The organism is Acidovorax sp. M14 (assembly GCF_049331375.1).
Taxonomy (GTDB): Bacteria; Pseudomonadota; Gammaproteobacteria; order Burkholderiales; family Burkholderiaceae_C; genus Acidovorax.
The window spans coordinates 596,100-611,110 of the sequence record NZ_CP186263.1; the positions used below are offsets into that span (position 1 = coordinate 596,100).

General features: G+C 66.6%; 16 protein-coding genes. 6 read left to right on the forward strand and 10 right to left on the reverse strand.

The genetic code is table 11. From position 1 onward, the window contains the following. Positions 1 to 25 precede the first annotated feature (25 nt). From ACOYR4_RS02850 to ACOYR4_RS02860, 3 genes are read right to left on the reverse strand one after another with little or no spacing between them, the layout of a single operon-like run. Positions 26 to 1,378, reverse strand: a complete 1,353-nt coding sequence (locus ACOYR4_RS02850) for a GAF domain-containing protein (protein ID WP_422849616.1) — start codon at positions 1,376 to 1,378, stop codon at positions 26 to 28. Next, positions 1,375 to 1,893, reverse strand: coding sequence for a hypothetical protein (locus ACOYR4_RS02855; RefSeq protein ID WP_422848567.1), 519 nt, complete (start codon positions 1,891 to 1,893; stop codon positions 1,375 to 1,377). The genes ACOYR4_RS02850 and ACOYR4_RS02855 overlap by 4 nt, the downstream gene beginning before the upstream one ends. Next, positions 1,890 to 2,741: an ABC transporter permease gene (locus ACOYR4_RS02860; protein WP_422848568.1), complete on the reverse strand. Its 852-nt coding sequence runs from the start codon at positions 2,739 to 2,741 to the stop codon at positions 1,890 to 1,892. Before ACOYR4_RS02860 ends, ACOYR4_RS02855 begins: the two co-directional genes overlap by 4 nt. Positions 2,742 to 2,841: 100 nt before the next feature. Between ACOYR4_RS02860 and ACOYR4_RS02865 the strand changes: the two genes are divergently transcribed. The 6 genes from ACOYR4_RS02865 (at position 2,842) to cynS (ending at position 8,588) form a co-directional block, all read left to right on the forward strand. Beyond that, the gene (locus tag ACOYR4_RS02865) at positions 2,842 to 4,050 is read left to right on the forward strand and encodes a PAS domain-containing sensor histidine kinase (RefSeq protein WP_343733781.1); all 1,209 of its coding nucleotides are present in this window, start codon (positions 2,842 to 2,844) and stop codon (positions 4,048 to 4,050) included. Further along, positions 4,047 to 4,742, forward strand: coding sequence for a response regulator transcription factor (locus ACOYR4_RS02870; protein ID WP_343733782.1), 696 nt, complete (start codon positions 4,047 to 4,049; stop codon positions 4,740 to 4,742). The genes ACOYR4_RS02865 and ACOYR4_RS02870 overlap by 4 nt, the downstream gene beginning before the upstream one ends. A gap of 146 nt (positions 4,743 to 4,888) precedes the next feature. After that, positions 4,889 to 6,295 carry a CmpA/NrtA family ABC transporter substrate-binding protein gene (locus tag ACOYR4_RS02875; RefSeq protein ID WP_056647340.1) on the forward strand — a complete coding sequence of 469 codons (1,407 nt, stop codon included), beginning with the start codon at positions 4,889 to 4,891 and terminating at the stop codon, positions 6,293 to 6,295. A gap of 1 nt (position 6,296) precedes the next feature. Next, positions 6,297 to 7,166, forward strand: a complete 870-nt coding sequence (ntrB, locus tag ACOYR4_RS02880; RefSeq protein ID WP_343733783.1) for a nitrate ABC transporter permease — start codon at positions 6,297 to 6,299, stop codon at positions 7,164 to 7,166. Next, positions 7,156 to 8,031, forward strand: coding sequence for an ABC transporter ATP-binding protein (locus tag ACOYR4_RS02885; protein ID WP_291442142.1), 876 nt, complete (start codon positions 7,156 to 7,158; stop codon positions 8,029 to 8,031). Before ntrB ends, ACOYR4_RS02885 begins: the two co-directional genes overlap by 11 nt. Positions 8,032 to 8,144: 113 nt before the next feature. Then, positions 8,145 to 8,588 carry a cyanase gene (gene cynS, locus ACOYR4_RS02890; RefSeq protein ID WP_008905293.1) on the forward strand — a complete coding sequence of 148 codons (444 nt, stop codon included), beginning with the start codon at positions 8,145 to 8,147 and terminating at the stop codon, positions 8,586 to 8,588. A 22-nt stretch (positions 8,589 to 8,610) separates the two neighbouring features. On the opposite strand, the gene ACOYR4_RS02895 is transcribed toward cynS, so the two are convergent. From ACOYR4_RS02895 to ACOYR4_RS02925, 7 genes are all read right to left on the reverse strand, one after another. Then, the gene (locus ACOYR4_RS02895; protein WP_422848569.1) at positions 8,611 to 9,381 is read right to left on the reverse strand and encodes an anti-sigma factor; all 771 of its coding nucleotides are present in this window, start codon (positions 9,379 to 9,381) and stop codon (positions 8,611 to 8,613) included. Then, entirely contained in the window at positions 9,378 to 9,944 is a 567-nt protein-coding gene (locus ACOYR4_RS02900; RefSeq protein ID WP_422848570.1) for a sigma-70 family RNA polymerase sigma factor, read from the reverse strand. The genes ACOYR4_RS02895 and ACOYR4_RS02900 overlap by 4 nt, the downstream gene beginning before the upstream one ends. Before the next feature lie 107 nt (positions 9,945 to 10,051). Then, positions 10,052 to 10,630 (reverse strand): DUF3455 domain-containing protein, encoded by a 579-nt coding sequence (locus ACOYR4_RS02905; RefSeq protein ID WP_422848571.1) that lies wholly within the window; start codon positions 10,628 to 10,630, stop codon positions 10,052 to 10,054. A gap of 153 nt (positions 10,631 to 10,783) precedes the next feature. Further along, entirely contained in the window at positions 10,784 to 12,109 is a 1,326-nt protein-coding gene (locus tag ACOYR4_RS02910) for an FAD-dependent oxidoreductase (RefSeq protein ID WP_422848572.1), read from the reverse strand. Then, complete coding sequence (locus ACOYR4_RS02915) at positions 12,106 to 13,263, reverse strand: acyl-CoA dehydrogenase family protein (protein WP_422848573.1); 1,158 nt, start codon at positions 13,261 to 13,263, stop codon at positions 12,106 to 12,108. The genes ACOYR4_RS02910 and ACOYR4_RS02915 overlap by 4 nt, the downstream gene beginning before the upstream one ends. 45 nt (positions 13,264 to 13,308) lie before the next feature. Then, the gene (locus ACOYR4_RS02920; RefSeq protein WP_008905298.1) at positions 13,309 to 13,878 is read right to left on the reverse strand and encodes an OsmC family protein; all 570 of its coding nucleotides are present in this window, start codon (positions 13,876 to 13,878) and stop codon (positions 13,309 to 13,311) included. Between the two features lie 86 nt (positions 13,879 to 13,964). Next, complete coding sequence (locus tag ACOYR4_RS02925; RefSeq protein WP_015012391.1) at positions 13,965 to 14,876, reverse strand: sulfurtransferase; 912 nt, start codon at positions 14,874 to 14,876, stop codon at positions 13,965 to 13,967. Between the last annotated feature and the right edge of the window lie 135 nt (positions 14,877 to 15,011).

Consider the following 15,011-nt stretch of genomic DNA (forward strand, 5'->3'; position numbering starts at 1 on the left):
TTGAGAAATCAGTGGCGTGAAGGCGTCAAGCGTCTTCCAGCACCACGGGGCGCAGTACGCACAGCCGAAAGCGCCCGCGCCCTGTTTTTTCGATGTGGATGTGCGGGCAGTTCTCCTGCAGGCGGCGCTGCAGCAACAGCAGGCGGGCCTCCAGGTTGTCGGCCACATCGGGCAGGCGCAGGGCGGGGTCCAGCCGCAGTTCGCGGTTGGTGAAGTCCACGCGCCCGGTGTGTTGGTGGTCGCGCAGCAGCTTCCAGACAATGGCGCCCGCCACGCCCTTGATCAAATAGTCGTCGTTGATGAACACGCTGTCGTTGGCCGCAAAGTGGCGTACCCGCAGCGCGCTGCCGCTCACCGGCGGTGCCGCCGTCGGAGCAGGCAGCGGCTCGGGCGCATCGGGCGCGGCCTGCAGCAGGTCGATGGCGGCGGCCAGCTGGCCCGCAATGGCCACCAGCAGGTCTTCATCCTCGAAGCCAAAGCGCATGTCCTCGGGGCTCTCGGCGAACAGCACACCCAGCAGGCGCCCGGCCGACAGCAGCGGAACCGCCACCTGGCTGTGCGGCTCGGGCAGGCCGGGGTAGGGGATGTCCAGGCCGCGCAACGAGGGTGCATCGGGTGTGGCATGCGCGTCCATGCTTTCGCGGATGGCGTGGCTGTACAGGGCGGCGTGCGTCATGTGGCTGATGCGCACCGGCGTGCGCTCGCGCGCAGCCATGCCGATCACTCCCTGGCCCAGCCGGATTTCGGAACCCACGCCCGATGTGGCATAGCCGCAGCTGGCCACCGTGTAGAGCTGCTGGGCGCTGGCGTCCAGCATCAGCACCATGGCGTGCTGGATGCCCAGCTTGTCCTGCAGGCCCTGCAGCGCGCCTTGCAGCAACTCGTCCAGCCCCGAGCAGCGCGCGATGCTCTCGCTGCACAGACGCAGCGTGTGCAGCAAACCGGAACGCGGCGCCGGTGCCGGCAGGCCTTCGCCCGCCACCGATTCGATGCGCTCCACAGCGTAGATGTCGGCCCCTTTGAGTTCAAACACCTCGGCCATGCCCGCATGCGACGCAATGCCCGCCAGCTGCGCGCGCATGCTCTCGAACACCGGGCCACTGTCCTCGGTGCGTTCGTACAGCAGGTGCAGGCGGTAGAAGTGGGCGGTGACTGGGTCCAGCACCAACACCGACGCGCGCGGGTTGCGCAGGATGTTCTGGCGGGTCTTGTTGAAGAACTGGAACGACAGTGCCACATGCGCCGCATCCACATAGACCACCTGCGAGATGTAGGCCACGTTGGGCGTGCCGTCGGGGTCGCAGGTGGCCATGATGGCGGGAATCGCACCCTCCAGGCAGGGGCGGATGCTGTGCAGGGACGGCGCTGCGGTGCTCATGGCTGCGGCGTAGGTGGTGAGGGTGATGTGGGTGGCGAACACAACTGCGCGCCAGCGCGCGGGCCCGGCGTCTGGTCGAACGCGCTGGTGGGCGTGAAGCTCACGGCCACCACGTCCTGCAGCGGCGCTGCCAGCATGGCCGCTACATACTGCGGGCCGTAGCCGACCTGGCCCACCTCCTGCACCATGGACTGCAGGTAGGCCTGCAACACGGGCAGATCGCCGTCATGGGCCGGGCGCTGCGTGGCCCGGCGGGCCTTGAGCTGCAGCGTCTGGTGGGTGGATGGCACGCTGAAGACCACGGTAATCTCGCCGGTGTGCGCAATGTCCTGCAGCAACTGCTCGGACTGGCTGCGCCGCAGGTACACCGTGACCTCCTGCCCATCGCCGCTGATGTGGCTGCCCACGGCCCGCATGATGCTGGGGCGCAGGGCCGCATCGCGTGACGCCACGATGGCCGACACGCCCTTGGCCACCATGGCGATATGGCTGGGGCCGAGCAGCAAGGTGGTCATGCCTTGAAGCGCTTGCGTGTAAGGGCGAGGGCCACCCAGAAGGCCACCACCGTGGTCACCAACAGCACCAGGCCATGGCGCAGGGGGTGGGCGGGCCACTGGTCCATGAACAGCGGGCGCACCAGCTCGACTGCGTTGGTCAGCGGCAGCCAGTCGGAGATGGCGCGCACGATGGGCGGCAACTGTTCGCGCGGGAAGAACACGCCCGAGAGAAACATCATGGGTGTGAGCACCAGCGTGAAGTAGTAGGTAAAAAAGTCATACCCCTTGGCCAGCGCATTGAAGATGAGCGCGATGCTGGAGAACATGATGCCCACGAACAGCAGCACCGGCCAGACCACCAGCAGCTTAGGGCTGTGGCTGATTCCCAGGGCCAGCATCACGCCCAGGATGGCGGTGACGGTGAACAGCGCCTTGAACGCCGCCCACAGCATTTCGGCCAGCACCACGTCGTCCAGGCTCACCGGCGCGTTCATGATGCCGTCCCAGGTCTTTTGCACATGCATGCGCGAGAAGGCCGAGTACAGCGCCTCGAAGCTGGCCGCGTTCATGGCGCTCATGCAGATCGAGCCACTGGCCAGGAAAAGGATGTAGGGCACCTTGGCGTCGCCCGCCGCGCCGCCCACATTCACCTGGCCCACCAATGCCCCCATGCCGTAGCCAAAGGCCACCAGCCACATCAGCGGTTCGGCAATGTTGCCCACCAGGCTGGGGATGGCCAGCTTGCGCCAGACCAGCAGGTTGCGCATGAACACGGGCCACCAGCGCACGGACAGGCTGGGCCGGCGCCACACCGACGGCGGAGGCGGGGCCACAGAGGCCACGGAGGACGGGGTAACGGTTTGCATCCGCTTATTGTGCGATGTTGGCGGGCGGACGCACAGCCCCTGGCCCGCCTGTCGGGACGGCGTCCCACCAGCTGGGCACGTCCATTGCTTGGGTGCTGCCATGTCCACCCATGTCCTGAACCTGCCTGCCGGTGCCAGCGCCCTCTGGCAGAACCGCCTCGGTCTGCTGCTGGAGTCCACGGGCGAGGGCGTGTTCGGCATCGACCTGGCCGGCAACTGCGTGTTCATCAACCGGGCGGGCGCACAGATGCTGGGCTTTGCCGCCGAGGAGGTGATGGGTCGCAACATGCACGCGCTCACTCACCACAGCCACCCTGACGGCAGCCCCTACGCCGACAGCGACTGCCCCATCTTCAACGCCTTCCGTCAGGGCCTGCCCTGCCGGGTGGACACCGAGGTGTTCTGGCGCCAGGACGGCTCGGCGTTTGCCGTGGAGTATTCCAGCCACCCCATCCTCGAGGGCGAGCAGGTGCACGGCGCCGTCATTGCGTTTGTGGACATCACCAGCCGCAAGCGCGCTGCCGACGAGCTGCAGCGCGCGCACGACGATCTGGCCCGCGCCAATGACGAATTGGAGCGCCGCGTGGCCGCGCGCACCCAGGAGCTTTCGCAGGCGCTGGCGCAGCTGCGCGAGCTGTCAGCCTACTCAGAGCAGGTGCGTGAGGACGAACGCACCCGCATCGCCCGCGAGGTGCACGATGAGCTGGGCAGCCTGCTGGTGGCGCTGAAGATGGATGTGAACTGGCTGCACAAGCGCCTGGGCGAGCAGGGCGAGCGCACGCCCGAGGCGGCGGGCGACATGCGCACGCAGATGCGGTGCAAATGCCAGAACATGAGCCGCCTGATCGAAAACGCCGTGGACAACGTGGGCCGCATCATCACCGACCTGCGCCCCAGCATCCTGGACCACCAGGGCCTGTGGGCGGCGCTGGAGTGGCAGGCGCAGGAGTTTGTGCAGTCGGCCGAGCTGGAGCTGGCGTGGCACATGGACGTGCCCGGCACCCTGCACCTGCCCGAGCCCGCCGCCATCGCCGTGTTCCGCATCTTCCAGGAGATGTTGAGCAATGTGGGCCGCCACGCGCAGGCCAGCGCCATCGACATTGCGATTGACGTGCAGGACGATGTGCTGCAACTGTGCGTGCGTGACAACGGCGTAGGCGCCACCCGCCAGGCCCTGGAGGCGCCCACCGCCTATGGGGTGATGGGCATGCGCGAACGGGCGCGGCAGCTGGGAGGCCAGCTGACCATCACCAGCGAGCCGGGGCAGGGCTCGTGCCTGCAATTGCTGATTCCTCTGGAGCTGTCATGAATTCCGTGGTTCGCGTGTTGATCGGGGATGACCACCGCATCGTGCGGGAGGGGCTCAAGCAGGTGCTGGGCGACCCCGCCAACGGCACGCCCGAGATCACCGTGGTGGCCGAGGCCACCCAGGGCAGCGAGGTGCTGGAGCAGGTTACGGCGCTGCAGGGGCGCACGGGAGCACCCGGGCTGGACCTGGTCCTGCTGGACATCGCCATGCCGGGCATGGATGGCCTTGAAGTGCTGCAGGCGCTGCGCAAGGCCTGGCCTGCGCTGCCGGTGCTGATGCTCAGCACCTACCCCGAGCGGCAGTACGCGGTGCGCTGCATCCAGATGGGCGCGGCGGGCTACCTGCACAAAAGCGCCGACCCCGACGACATGGTGGCCGCCGTGCGCAAGGTGGCGGCGGGCGGTCGCTACCTGACCGAGACCACGGCGCAAGCCCTGGCGGGCGCCGTGGAGCGCACCGGGGTGGTGCGCGCCGCCCAGCAGGGCTCGCCCGCTGGAGTAGACGCGCTCTCATTCCGAGAGCACCAGGTGTTCCGTCTGCTCACGGCCGGGCAGAGTGTGAGCGAAATTGGTGCGCAGCTCAAGCTCGCGCCCAACACTGTGAGCACCTACCGCGCCCGCATCCTCGAAAAGACCGGTGCGCGCAACGACGTGGAGCTGGCGCTGCTGGCGCGTGGCACACCAGCGGATTGAATTCGGTGCGCTGCACGACCGATTTGTAGTGCTGGCCCTACACGCTGTAGACACCACACCCACGAATTCATGACAGAGGGCCGGCACAGGCAAAAACTGGCCCGCGCTTTGCGTAACGCCTGGCACCAACTTCTACGAGGTGTGCCATGTCCGAATTCTTCTCGCCCTACGATGCCGACCGCCCGTTGATGCTGAAATGCAGCTGTGGCCGCGACCACACGGTGGCCGACCACCATGCCGAGGTCTCGGCCGATGCCGCTGCAGCCACCCTGCGCCAGCGCAGCGAGACCCGCGAGTTTGAGCTGTACAGCAACGAGTTCATCGAGGCCACGCTGGTCAAGGCGCTGTTTCCGCAAGATGCAGTGCGCCGCCGTTTCATCAAGGCGGTGGGCAAGGGCACGGCCATGGCGGCCATTGCCAGCGTGTTGCCGGTGGCCAGCCTGCAAGCCATGGCGCAAGAGAAACAGGGCGCGCTGGAGAAGACCAACCTCAAGATCGGCTTCATCCCGATCACCTGCGCCACGCCGCTGATCATGGCCCACCCGCTGGGCTTCTACAGCAAGCAGGGCCTGAATGTGGAGGTGACCAAGACTGCAGGTTGGGCGCTGATCCGCGACAAGATGATCAACAAGGAGTACGACGCCACGCACTTCCTGAGCCCGATGCCGCTCGCGATTTCCATGGGCCTGGGCTCCAACGCCACACCCATGAATGTGGCCACCATCCAGAACGTGAACGGCCAGGCCATCACGCTCGCCCTCAAGCACAAGGACAACCGCGACCCGAAGAACTGGAAGGGCTTCAAGTTCGCAATACCCTTCGAGTACAGCATGCACAACTTCCTGCTGCGCTACTACTTGGCCGAGGCGGGCCTGAACCCCGACACCGATGTGCAGCTGCGCGTGGTGCCACCGGCCGAGATGGTGGCCAACCTGCGCGCGGGCAATATCGACGGCTTCCTTGGCCCCGATCCGTTCAACCAGCGCGCCGTGTTCGAGGAAGTCGGGTTCATCCACCTGCTCACTAAGGACCTGTGGAACGGCCACCCCTGCTGCGCCTTTGGCACCAGCACCGAGTTCATCCAGAAGAATCCCAACACCTTTGCTGCGCTTTACCGCGCTGTGCTTACCTCGGCCGCCATGGCGCGCGACCCCAAGAACCGCGAGCTGATCGCCAAGGTGATTGCGCCCCAGGCCTACCTGAACCAGCCCGAGGCCGTGATCAACCAGGTGCTCACCGGCAAGTTCGCCGATGGGCTGGGCAAGATCCAGAACGTGCCCGACCGTGCAGACTTCGACCCCATGCCCTGGCAAAGCATGGCCGTGTGGATGCTCACGCAGATGCAGCGCTGGGGCTACATCAAGGGCGATGTGGACTACAAGCAGATTGCCGAAAAGGTGTTCCTCATCACGGATGCGAAAAAGCAGATGAAGGCGCTGGACCAGAAGGTACCCGACGGCGCGTACCCCAAGTTCAAGATCATGGGGCGCGAGTTCGATGCGGCGAAGGCGGCCGAGTACGCCAAGAGCTTCCCTATCCGCAAGGCGGCATGACATGACTGCCGCTAACAACCTCAACTTGCGCGCGGGCCTGTTGTCCGTGCTCATCTTCCTCACGCTGCTGGGCATCTGGTACGTGGCCACGTCGTCCTCGGGCGCTAGCGGCGGCACGGCGGGCATGACGGCCGAGCAGATCGAGTACGCCAAGATGATGGGCAAGGACCCGGGCGCCAGCGCCAAGGGCAGCGGCTTTCCCACACTGGCAGAGATGGGCCGTACCGTGTGGGGGCACGTGTCCAACCCGTTCTATGACAACGGCCCCAACGACAAGGGCATCGCCATCCAGCTCGCGCATTCGCTGGGCCGGGTCGCGCTAGGGTTCGGCCTGGCCTGCCTGGTGGCGATACCGCTCGGTTTCGTCATCGGCATGTCGCCGCTGCTGCGCCGTGCGTTCGACCCGTTCATTCAGGTGCTCAAGCCCATCAGCCCGCTGGCGTGGATGCCGCTCGCGCTCTACACCATCAAGGACTCATCCATCTCGGGCATCTTTGTGATCTTCATCTGCTCGGTGTGGCCCATGCTGGTGAACACGGCGTTTGGTGTGGCCTCGGTCAAGCGCGACTGGCTCAACGTGTCGGCCACGCTGGAGGTGAACCCGCTGCGCAAGGCCTTCCTGGTGATCCTGCCTGCCGCAGCGCCCACCATCCTCACGGGCATGCGCATCAGCATGGGCATCGCGTGGCTGGTGATTGTGGCCGCCGAGATGCTGGTGGGCGGCACGGGGATTGGCTACTTCGTGTGGAACGAGTGGAACAACCTGTCGCTCACCAACGTGATCTTTGCCATCCTGGTGATCGGCGTGGTGGGCATGTTGCTCGACCTGGCGTTTGGCCAGCTGCAGAAGGTGGTGACCTATGTGGAGTGATGTTGCCCAGCGCCCGGCTGTTCCAGCCCCTCTTGCCACTGACGCACCGCAACGAAAGGCCTCTGCCGTGACCCAAGGCTTCCTCCAGATCGACCGGCTGAGCAAAGCCTTTGTACCCGCCAAACCCGTGTTTGCCGACGTGTCGTTCACGCTCGACAAGGGCGAGTTCGTCTGCATCATCGGCCACTCGGGCTGCGGCAAGACCACCATCCTGAATGTGCTGGCGGGGCTGGACACCGCCACCTCGGGCACCGTCATCATGGACGGGCGCGAAGTGGCCGGCCCCAGCCTGGACCGGGGCGTGGTGTTCCAGAGCCATGCGCTCATGCCCTGGCTCACGGTGCGCCAGAACATTGCGTTCGCCGTGAAGTCGCGCTGGCCGGACTGGAAGAGGAGCCAGGTCGATGTGCATGTGGAGAAGTTCGTGGCGCTGGTAGGCCTGAGCCCTGCCATCGACAAGAAGCCTTCGCAACTCTCGGGCGGCATGAAGCAGCGCGTGGGCATTGCGCGCGCGTTCTCCATCCAGCCCAAGATGCTGCTGTTGGACGAACCTTTTGGCGCACTCGATGCGCTCACACGCGGCACCATCCAAGACGAACTGATGACCATCGTGCGCCAGACGCAGCAGACGGTGTTCATGATCACGCACGATGTGGACGAAGCCATTTTGCTGGCCGACCGCATTCTGCTGATGAGCAACGGCAACGAGACGCCCGAGGGCTATCGCCCCGGTGGCATCGCCGAGGTGGTGGTGAACCCGCTACCGCGCGAGCGCACGCGCACCAGCCTGCACCACCTGGACGGCTACTACGCGCTGCGCAACCACATCGTGGACTTCCTGGTGACGCGCGCCAAAGCCCACTGAATTCCTGAGCAACCAAGCCCTTTCGTGTTGCCCCTTGTGGGTGGCAGGGGGGGCTGCACCCTGAAGTTTTTGTTCCCCGTTCCAAAACCCATCCAACCGAAGGAGCCATCACCATGAACCGCAACGACGTTACCGAAAAGATCATCAGCACCAAGGTCGCCAAGGGCCTGCAATGGGAGGCCATTGCCAAGAAGGTCGGCCAGTCCAAGGAATGGACCACGGCCCTGTGCCTGGGCCAGATGACCGCCACCCCCGAGCAGGCCAAGATCGTCGGCAAGATCTTCGGCCTCACGGCCGAGGAGCAGAAGTGGCTGCAAGTGGTGCCTTACAAGGGCTCGCTGCCCACGCCCGTGCCCACGGACCCGCTGATCTACCGCTGGTACGAGGTGGTGAGCGTGTACGGCACCACCATCAAGGAACTGATCCACGAAGAGTTTGGCGACGGCATCATGAGCGCCATCGACTTCAGCATGGACATCCAGCGCGAAGCCAATCCCAACGGCGACCGCGTGAATGTGGTCCTGTCGGGCAAGTTCCTGCCCTACAAGCAGTACTGAAATCGGGCCCAGGCCGTGTTCGTCACAGCACCTTGACGGCGCGGCCGATGAACTGGATGGGACCCGTGGGTTTGCCAATCGGCGAGCCTGTTGGCGGTTCCAGCGTCAGCTCGAACAACTGGTTGGGCTGCAGCGGCGGCAGCTTGTCCAGCGGGATCTGCAGCGGCTGACCGGGCTGCACCAGGCCCAGCGACACGGGGCCGCTCCAGCCATCGGCCTTGGTCCAGAACTCCAGGGCCTTGTCGGCGGGCACTTCGGCCACGCCCAGAGGAATCAGGCTGATCTGCCGCGGCGAGCTGGCCTGCACCACCCAGCCTGGGGCCTTGTCCTGCGGCGCGACCAGCACCACCATGAACTGCGGCGGCGCGGCCACGGGTGCGGTGCGCGTGACCAGCACCGCCGCGAGCACCGCCGCCATCGCAAAGCCTGACCCTGCAAGGGCCCGCCACAGGCCCAGGTGGTCCCACCAGCGGACGGACGGCTTGCGCTGGGTGTTGGCGCGGGGTGGCGTGGTAACGGGGGGCGCGGCCTGCTGTGCGCTGGCTGCTTGCAGCGATTGATCGATGCGCGCCCACAAGGCGGCGGGCGGCGCGATGGGCTCGGCCAGCTGGGTCAGCGGCAGCAGGCGGGCTTCCCATTCGGCCACCGCCTGCTGCAGTGCTCGGTCACCGGGCAGGCGTTGCTGCACGGCCTGGCGCTCTGCTACGGCCAGGGTGCCCAGCACGTACTCACCCGCCAGCACATGCAGGTCGTCCGGCGAGGGGGTAGGCGGTGTGTTGCGCACATCGGTCATGCCATGCACTCCCGCAGCGATACCAGGCTGCGCCGTATCCACGCCTTCACGGTGCCCAGCGGGGCGCCCAGACGTTCGGCGATTTCGCTGTGCGAGCAGCCGTCCACATAGGCGTGCAGCACGCAGTTGCGGCGCGCCGGGTCCAGGGCCTCCAGGCAATGCTGAAGGCGGCCCAGGCTGGCGTTGAGTTCAAAGGTTTCCTCGACCTCGTGGTGGGCCTGCACAGACATGTCGGCCTCCAGGGCTTGGGTGGTGGTGTCGTCCACATCCACGTGGCGGCCGCCGTCGCGCACGGCGTTCAGGGCCAGGTTGCGCACCACGCTGTAGATCCAGCCGCGTGCGCTGCCCCGGCTCGCGTCGTAGCTGGCGGCGCGCGTCCAGATATTGACGCAGGCATCGTGCACGATGTCCTCGGCAAGAGCCCGCTGGCGCACGATGCGCAGCGCTACTCCCAGCAGCCGCGCACCTTCCTGTTCATAAAGGCGGTGCATGGCTTGCCGGTCGCCTGCTGCGCAGGCGGCCAAAGCGGCTTCGTAGTCAAAATCGCCAGGAATATGGGGCACGTTGTGCAGGCGGCGGGGCCTCGGCTGGATGGTGGGCGCATCGTAGCCGCAAACCCACCGCCTTCTGGCGGTAGCCCCCGCTGGGCAGGGGATTGGGTGTGTGTGGTTTACGCGGCCTTCCAGAAGATGTAGTCGGCCTGGTACTTCACGATCTGGCGCTCGCCCTTGTTGGCGGGGGTGCAGGCGGCAGCGGGTGCCACGCCGCCCTTCAAGGCCACGCGCTGGATGAAGGTCACGCCGGTCATGGCACCGGTGCCCATGGCGGGGTTGGCCTTGACGAGCTGGTAGGGCAGGTTGCCCGTGCCCGATGGTGCCACGGCCAGCTGGGTGGCCGTGAGCTTGGAGCCGTCGTTCGACTCCCAGGTAGCGGGCGGGCCGTAGTAGGTGCCCACTTGTTTGCCGCTGCGGTCATTCAGCACGGCCTTGGGGCCCACGAACACCCATTCGGTCTGGCCCGGCATGTTGGCCTTGTCGCGGCATTCGTAGGTGATCTCGCCCACGCCCACGGTTTCCATCGCCACCTTGTTGCCTGCCGGAACCTTGATGCTGTCGGGCAGGCTGTCCTGCGAGTACATGGATTTGGAAGGCGACGACATCATCGAGCCGCAGGCGCTCAGCAGCACGGCGGCGGCAATGGCACCCGCGAGGGGCAGCAGGCGGGAGATGGGGGACGTGTGGATGGTCATGGCGTTTCTCTCTGGTCTATGGGTTGATAGGACAGCAGCAATTTGCGCTGCCGGAGGTACTACCCACGAAAACGCCGTTTGGATGCAGGAGATGCAAAAAAAATATGTCTGATGCCTGCCCCGGGCAGGGCCGCCGCCTGGGCGGAGGCTGCCTCAATGCAGGGTCAACGGCCGGCTGGTGGTCTTGACGCGCACCACCGCCGCCCGGTGCTCATAGGGTGCCGCCGGCTGGCCCAGGATGGCGGCCGCCAGCGTGCGCGCCTGCCGGGCAATCGGTTCGATGTAGCGGCTGCACTGCCCGTCGATGCTGATGCAATCGCCCAGTGCATGGATGCGGGATACGCTGGTTTGCAGCGTGCCTGCGTCCACCGCAATGCCATGGGTCCAATCAAGCCCAGCACTCTGCGCCAGGCGGTGGGGGGGCAGCAGGCCTGCAGCCACCACCACTTCGTCCGCCGCAAAACGCCGCCCGCTGGTGGTAGTGACGCGGTAGCGCGAGCCCACGCGTTCTACCTGCTCCACCTGCAGACCGCCTTCAAAGCGGATGGACAGGTCCCTCCAGGCGTCCAGCAGCTGCGGGCCCGCCTGCTGGTCGTGCCAGCGCGCCAGTGGTTCGGTGGCCGTGTCCAGCAGCGTGATGTGGTGGCCGCCCAGTGCCAGGTCGTTGGCCAGCTCACTGCCGACCAGGCCCGCGCCGATGATGAGCACGTCCTTGGGCTGGTCGCCCAGGTGCTGGCGCAGGCGCTGGTAGGCGTCCAGGTGGTTGATGCGCCAGCACAGGCTGGCGGGCAAGCCCGGCGGCAAGGCGGCCTGCGCACCGTGGGCCAGCACCAGGTGGCCGTAGCGCAGCACGCCCCGGGTGGTGCGCAGTTGGTGGGTGTCGGCGCAGATGCGCACGGCATGGGTGTGGCCCAGCAGGGTGGCGCCCAGGCGGTGCGCCGCATCGCGACCGGTTTCGGACACAAGGGCCAGCGGGTCCAGCTGGCGCGCCATGGCCACCGACAGCAAAGGCTTGTCGTACCGGTCGCCCGTGCAGGCCGTCACCAGGGTGATGGGCAGTGTGGCGCTGTGTTGGCGCAGGGTTTCGGCCAGTTGCCAGCCTGCACGGCCCGCGCCGACGATGACCACGCCCGGCTCGCCACGCACGCGCAGGGAGGCGGCTGGCGCTGCGCTGGCCTGCGCCCGCAGCGCCTCCAGCGTGGGGGCTTCGTACGGCGAAAAATCGGCCTTGGTCACGCCGCACAAGGGGCAGGCCCAGTCGTCGGGTATGTCCGCCAGCCGCGTGCCCGGCGGCAGGCCGCCATCGGGGTCGCCGTCGGCCTCGTGGTAGACGTAGCCGCAGGCGTTGCAGATGTAGCTTTGCCAGGGCGCCTGGGTGGCCGCGTCGGCAAACGCATCGCACAGCGCCTGCGATGCCGCGCTCAGCACGAACTCGGAGGCAACCGACGGCGTGGTGGCGGTGGGGAGGGCGGGCGTCATGCAGGCATCTCCTCGGTGCTGAGCCGGGCGATCTCCTTGCGCAGGTGCTTGATGGCGGGCGTGACGATGGCCACAAAGTGCGACTCGCGCACGCGCCGCTGCACGTCCGAGCTCATCAGGTAGCCGCGCGCACCCTGGTGCATCAGGGCCGACTGGGCGGCGCGCAGGCACAGCTCCGCGCCATGGGCACGGGCGTCCAGCACGTCGATGAAGAAATCAGTGCTTGTGTCGAACGGGGTCTGGGCCAGTTGCATGACGCGTGCAGTCAGTGCATCCAGCTCGGCCTGCAGGGCGTCGGGCCGGTCTTCCAGGAACTGGTTGACATGGCCCAGTTGGGCCTCCACCGCCCACATCGAGTCGATGGCGCCCTGGGTGATGCCCACCGCCATGCCACATTGCAGCATCACGAACGCAGCGCGGATGCGGGCAATAAAGGGGCGGGTGGGGTCGGCCATGATGTCGGCCGTGCCGATGAAATGGTCCTTGAGCCGCAGCGCATAGGTGCCCGTGCCCTCCATGGCGGAGAAGCTGGGGCATTCGCGCATCTCCACGCCCGGTGCGTCGCAGCGCAGCAGGAACATTACCTCGCGCTGGCTGGCCGTGCCGTCGGCCTCCACCACCGCCGCAATCGCGCCGCAGTAGTGGTCGGGCCCCAGGTTGCTCACCCAGGGCAGGGTGCCGTTGATGAGGTAGCCCCCCTCCACTGGCGTGGCCTTGAGCAGCAGGCTTTCGATCTGCGCGTAGCTCTTCATGGGGTTGGACAGCGCCGTGCCGCCCATGCCTGCGCCGCTGGCGTGGCGCTGCAACACATCGCCCATCAGCGCGGGGTTGCCCGACTGCTGCAGGTACAACCCGCACACCGCCTGGCACCACATCATGAAGCCCGTGGCGCCGCACACGCGCGAGGCCTCGGCCATGGCGCGGATGGCCAGGCCGTAGTCGGCCGGGCCGGCCGTGCTGTCCAGGTGCGCGCTCATCGTGCCCACGGCGGCCAGCTGCTGCAGCTCCGCGCAGGGGTAGTAGCCGGTGCGGTCTATTGCCTCCACCTGCGCGGCCAGCGGGCCCTGCGCGATCTGACGCACGGCGGCCAGCAGCGCATCGCCCCGCAGGGCGCCGTCCAGGTGGAGTTGGGGAGGGAGGTCGGCGGGGTTCATGGGGCTCCTTGGGTGCGCGGGGCGGGCTCGATGGTGGGGGGCTCTTTAGTCCGCCAGACTGATTTCGAAGGGAATGGGGTTGCGCATGCTGTTGGCCACGGGCGAGTAGAAGTTGGCGTGCTGCACGATCTCGTCCAGCACCTCGCGCGGCGCGTCGCCCTCCACCAGCACCTTCACGCGGATGGCCTGGAAGCCCATTTCGGGCGGCGTCTTTTGCAGCGCGCCGCCAGCGCCCCAGGCGGCGGGGTTGCCGATGTCGCCTTCCATGAACACCTCGATCTTGCTGAGCTTGACCTGCTTCCAGGTGGCCACCGCCGTGATCCCCACGGCCAGGCAGCCGCCCAGGCCTGACAGCACGATTTCGCCGGGCGCTGGCGCCGTGTCCTGGCCGAACAGGTGCAGCGGCTCGTCCACCACCACCGGCGCATGATTGCCCACATAGCTCAGCGAGCGGTACTGCCCTTCCATCACCGTGTGGACCTTGTTGGTGCCCCGGCTGGCGGGGTTGTTGCGGCCCTTGTCGGCAAAGGCCATCAGGCCGTCGCGGTCGATGGGGCGCAGGTGCGTGTGCACGGTGGTGACGGGAGCAGAGGGTTCCAGCAGATCGGTGGACATGGTGTTCCTTGAAGAAAGAGAAGGGAATGCAAAAAAGAAGGACAGGGTTCGCAGCGGGCCACACCCGCTGCAACAACGCACGGGACTCAGGCCGCCAGCGCCAGCGCAGGCTTTTTGGGGAACTTGACCAGCGGCAGACCGCTTTCGATCGGCAGCTTGTCGTCGCGCGACCATTCGTTCCACGAGCCGAAGTACATGCGCACATCGGCAAAGCCCGCCTGCTTGAGCGCCAGGAAGGTGTTGGACGCGCGTGCGCCCTTGAAGCAATACAGGTACACCGTGTCCGCCGGGCTGATGCCCGCCGTGGCGCATTCGGCGCGCACTTCGTCGGGCGACTTGAAGACGGGGCCCTGGGGCGAGGGCTTCATGAAGCGGTACCACTCCAGCCACTTGGCGCCGGGCAGGCGGCCCTTGCGGGGCGCAAAGTCCTTGCCGTAGGGGCTGGAGCTGTCGCCAATCCATTCGTCCACATCGCGCACGTCCAGCAGCACGGTGTCGGTGCCCAGGGCCTCGATCACGTCTTCCTTGGTCAGCATCACGTCGGTGGTGGCCAGGTTGGTGGGGAAGATGGCAGGGGTAGGCACCACGGCCTCGGTGGAGACGGGTAGCTCTGCCGCCTTCCAGGCCGAGTAGCCGCCATTCAATACCTTGACCTTGGGGTAGCCCAGCCAGGTCAGCAGGTAGTAGCCCCGGCAGGACTGACCGTAGCCGCTGTTGAGCGCATCTTCATAGAACACCGCCGTCTCCGCACCCGACAGGCCGATGGCGCCCAGGTGCGCGGCAAAGGTGTCTTTCAGCTCCTGCAGGCCTTGGGGCGTGGAGGTGGCGAGGTAGGTGAAGGTCTCGCGCAGGTTCACCGCGCCGGGGATGTGCCCCAGGGCATAGGTGTCGGCGTCGCGGGTGTCGATCAGCACCACAGGCTCTGCGGCTTGCAGGGCCAACAACTGGGTGGGCGAGATGAGGACGGCGTCGGAGGCGGTAGCGGTCACTGTGCTCATGGAAAACCTTTCGGTGCGGTGGTGGGCGGGATGCCTGCCCTCCTTATCGCAACAGGTGTGCCAGAGCGGTTGTGGATGAGAAGATTTGAATGGAAATGGCTGTATGCGCTAGTGGAATATGCGCTGATAGCTATT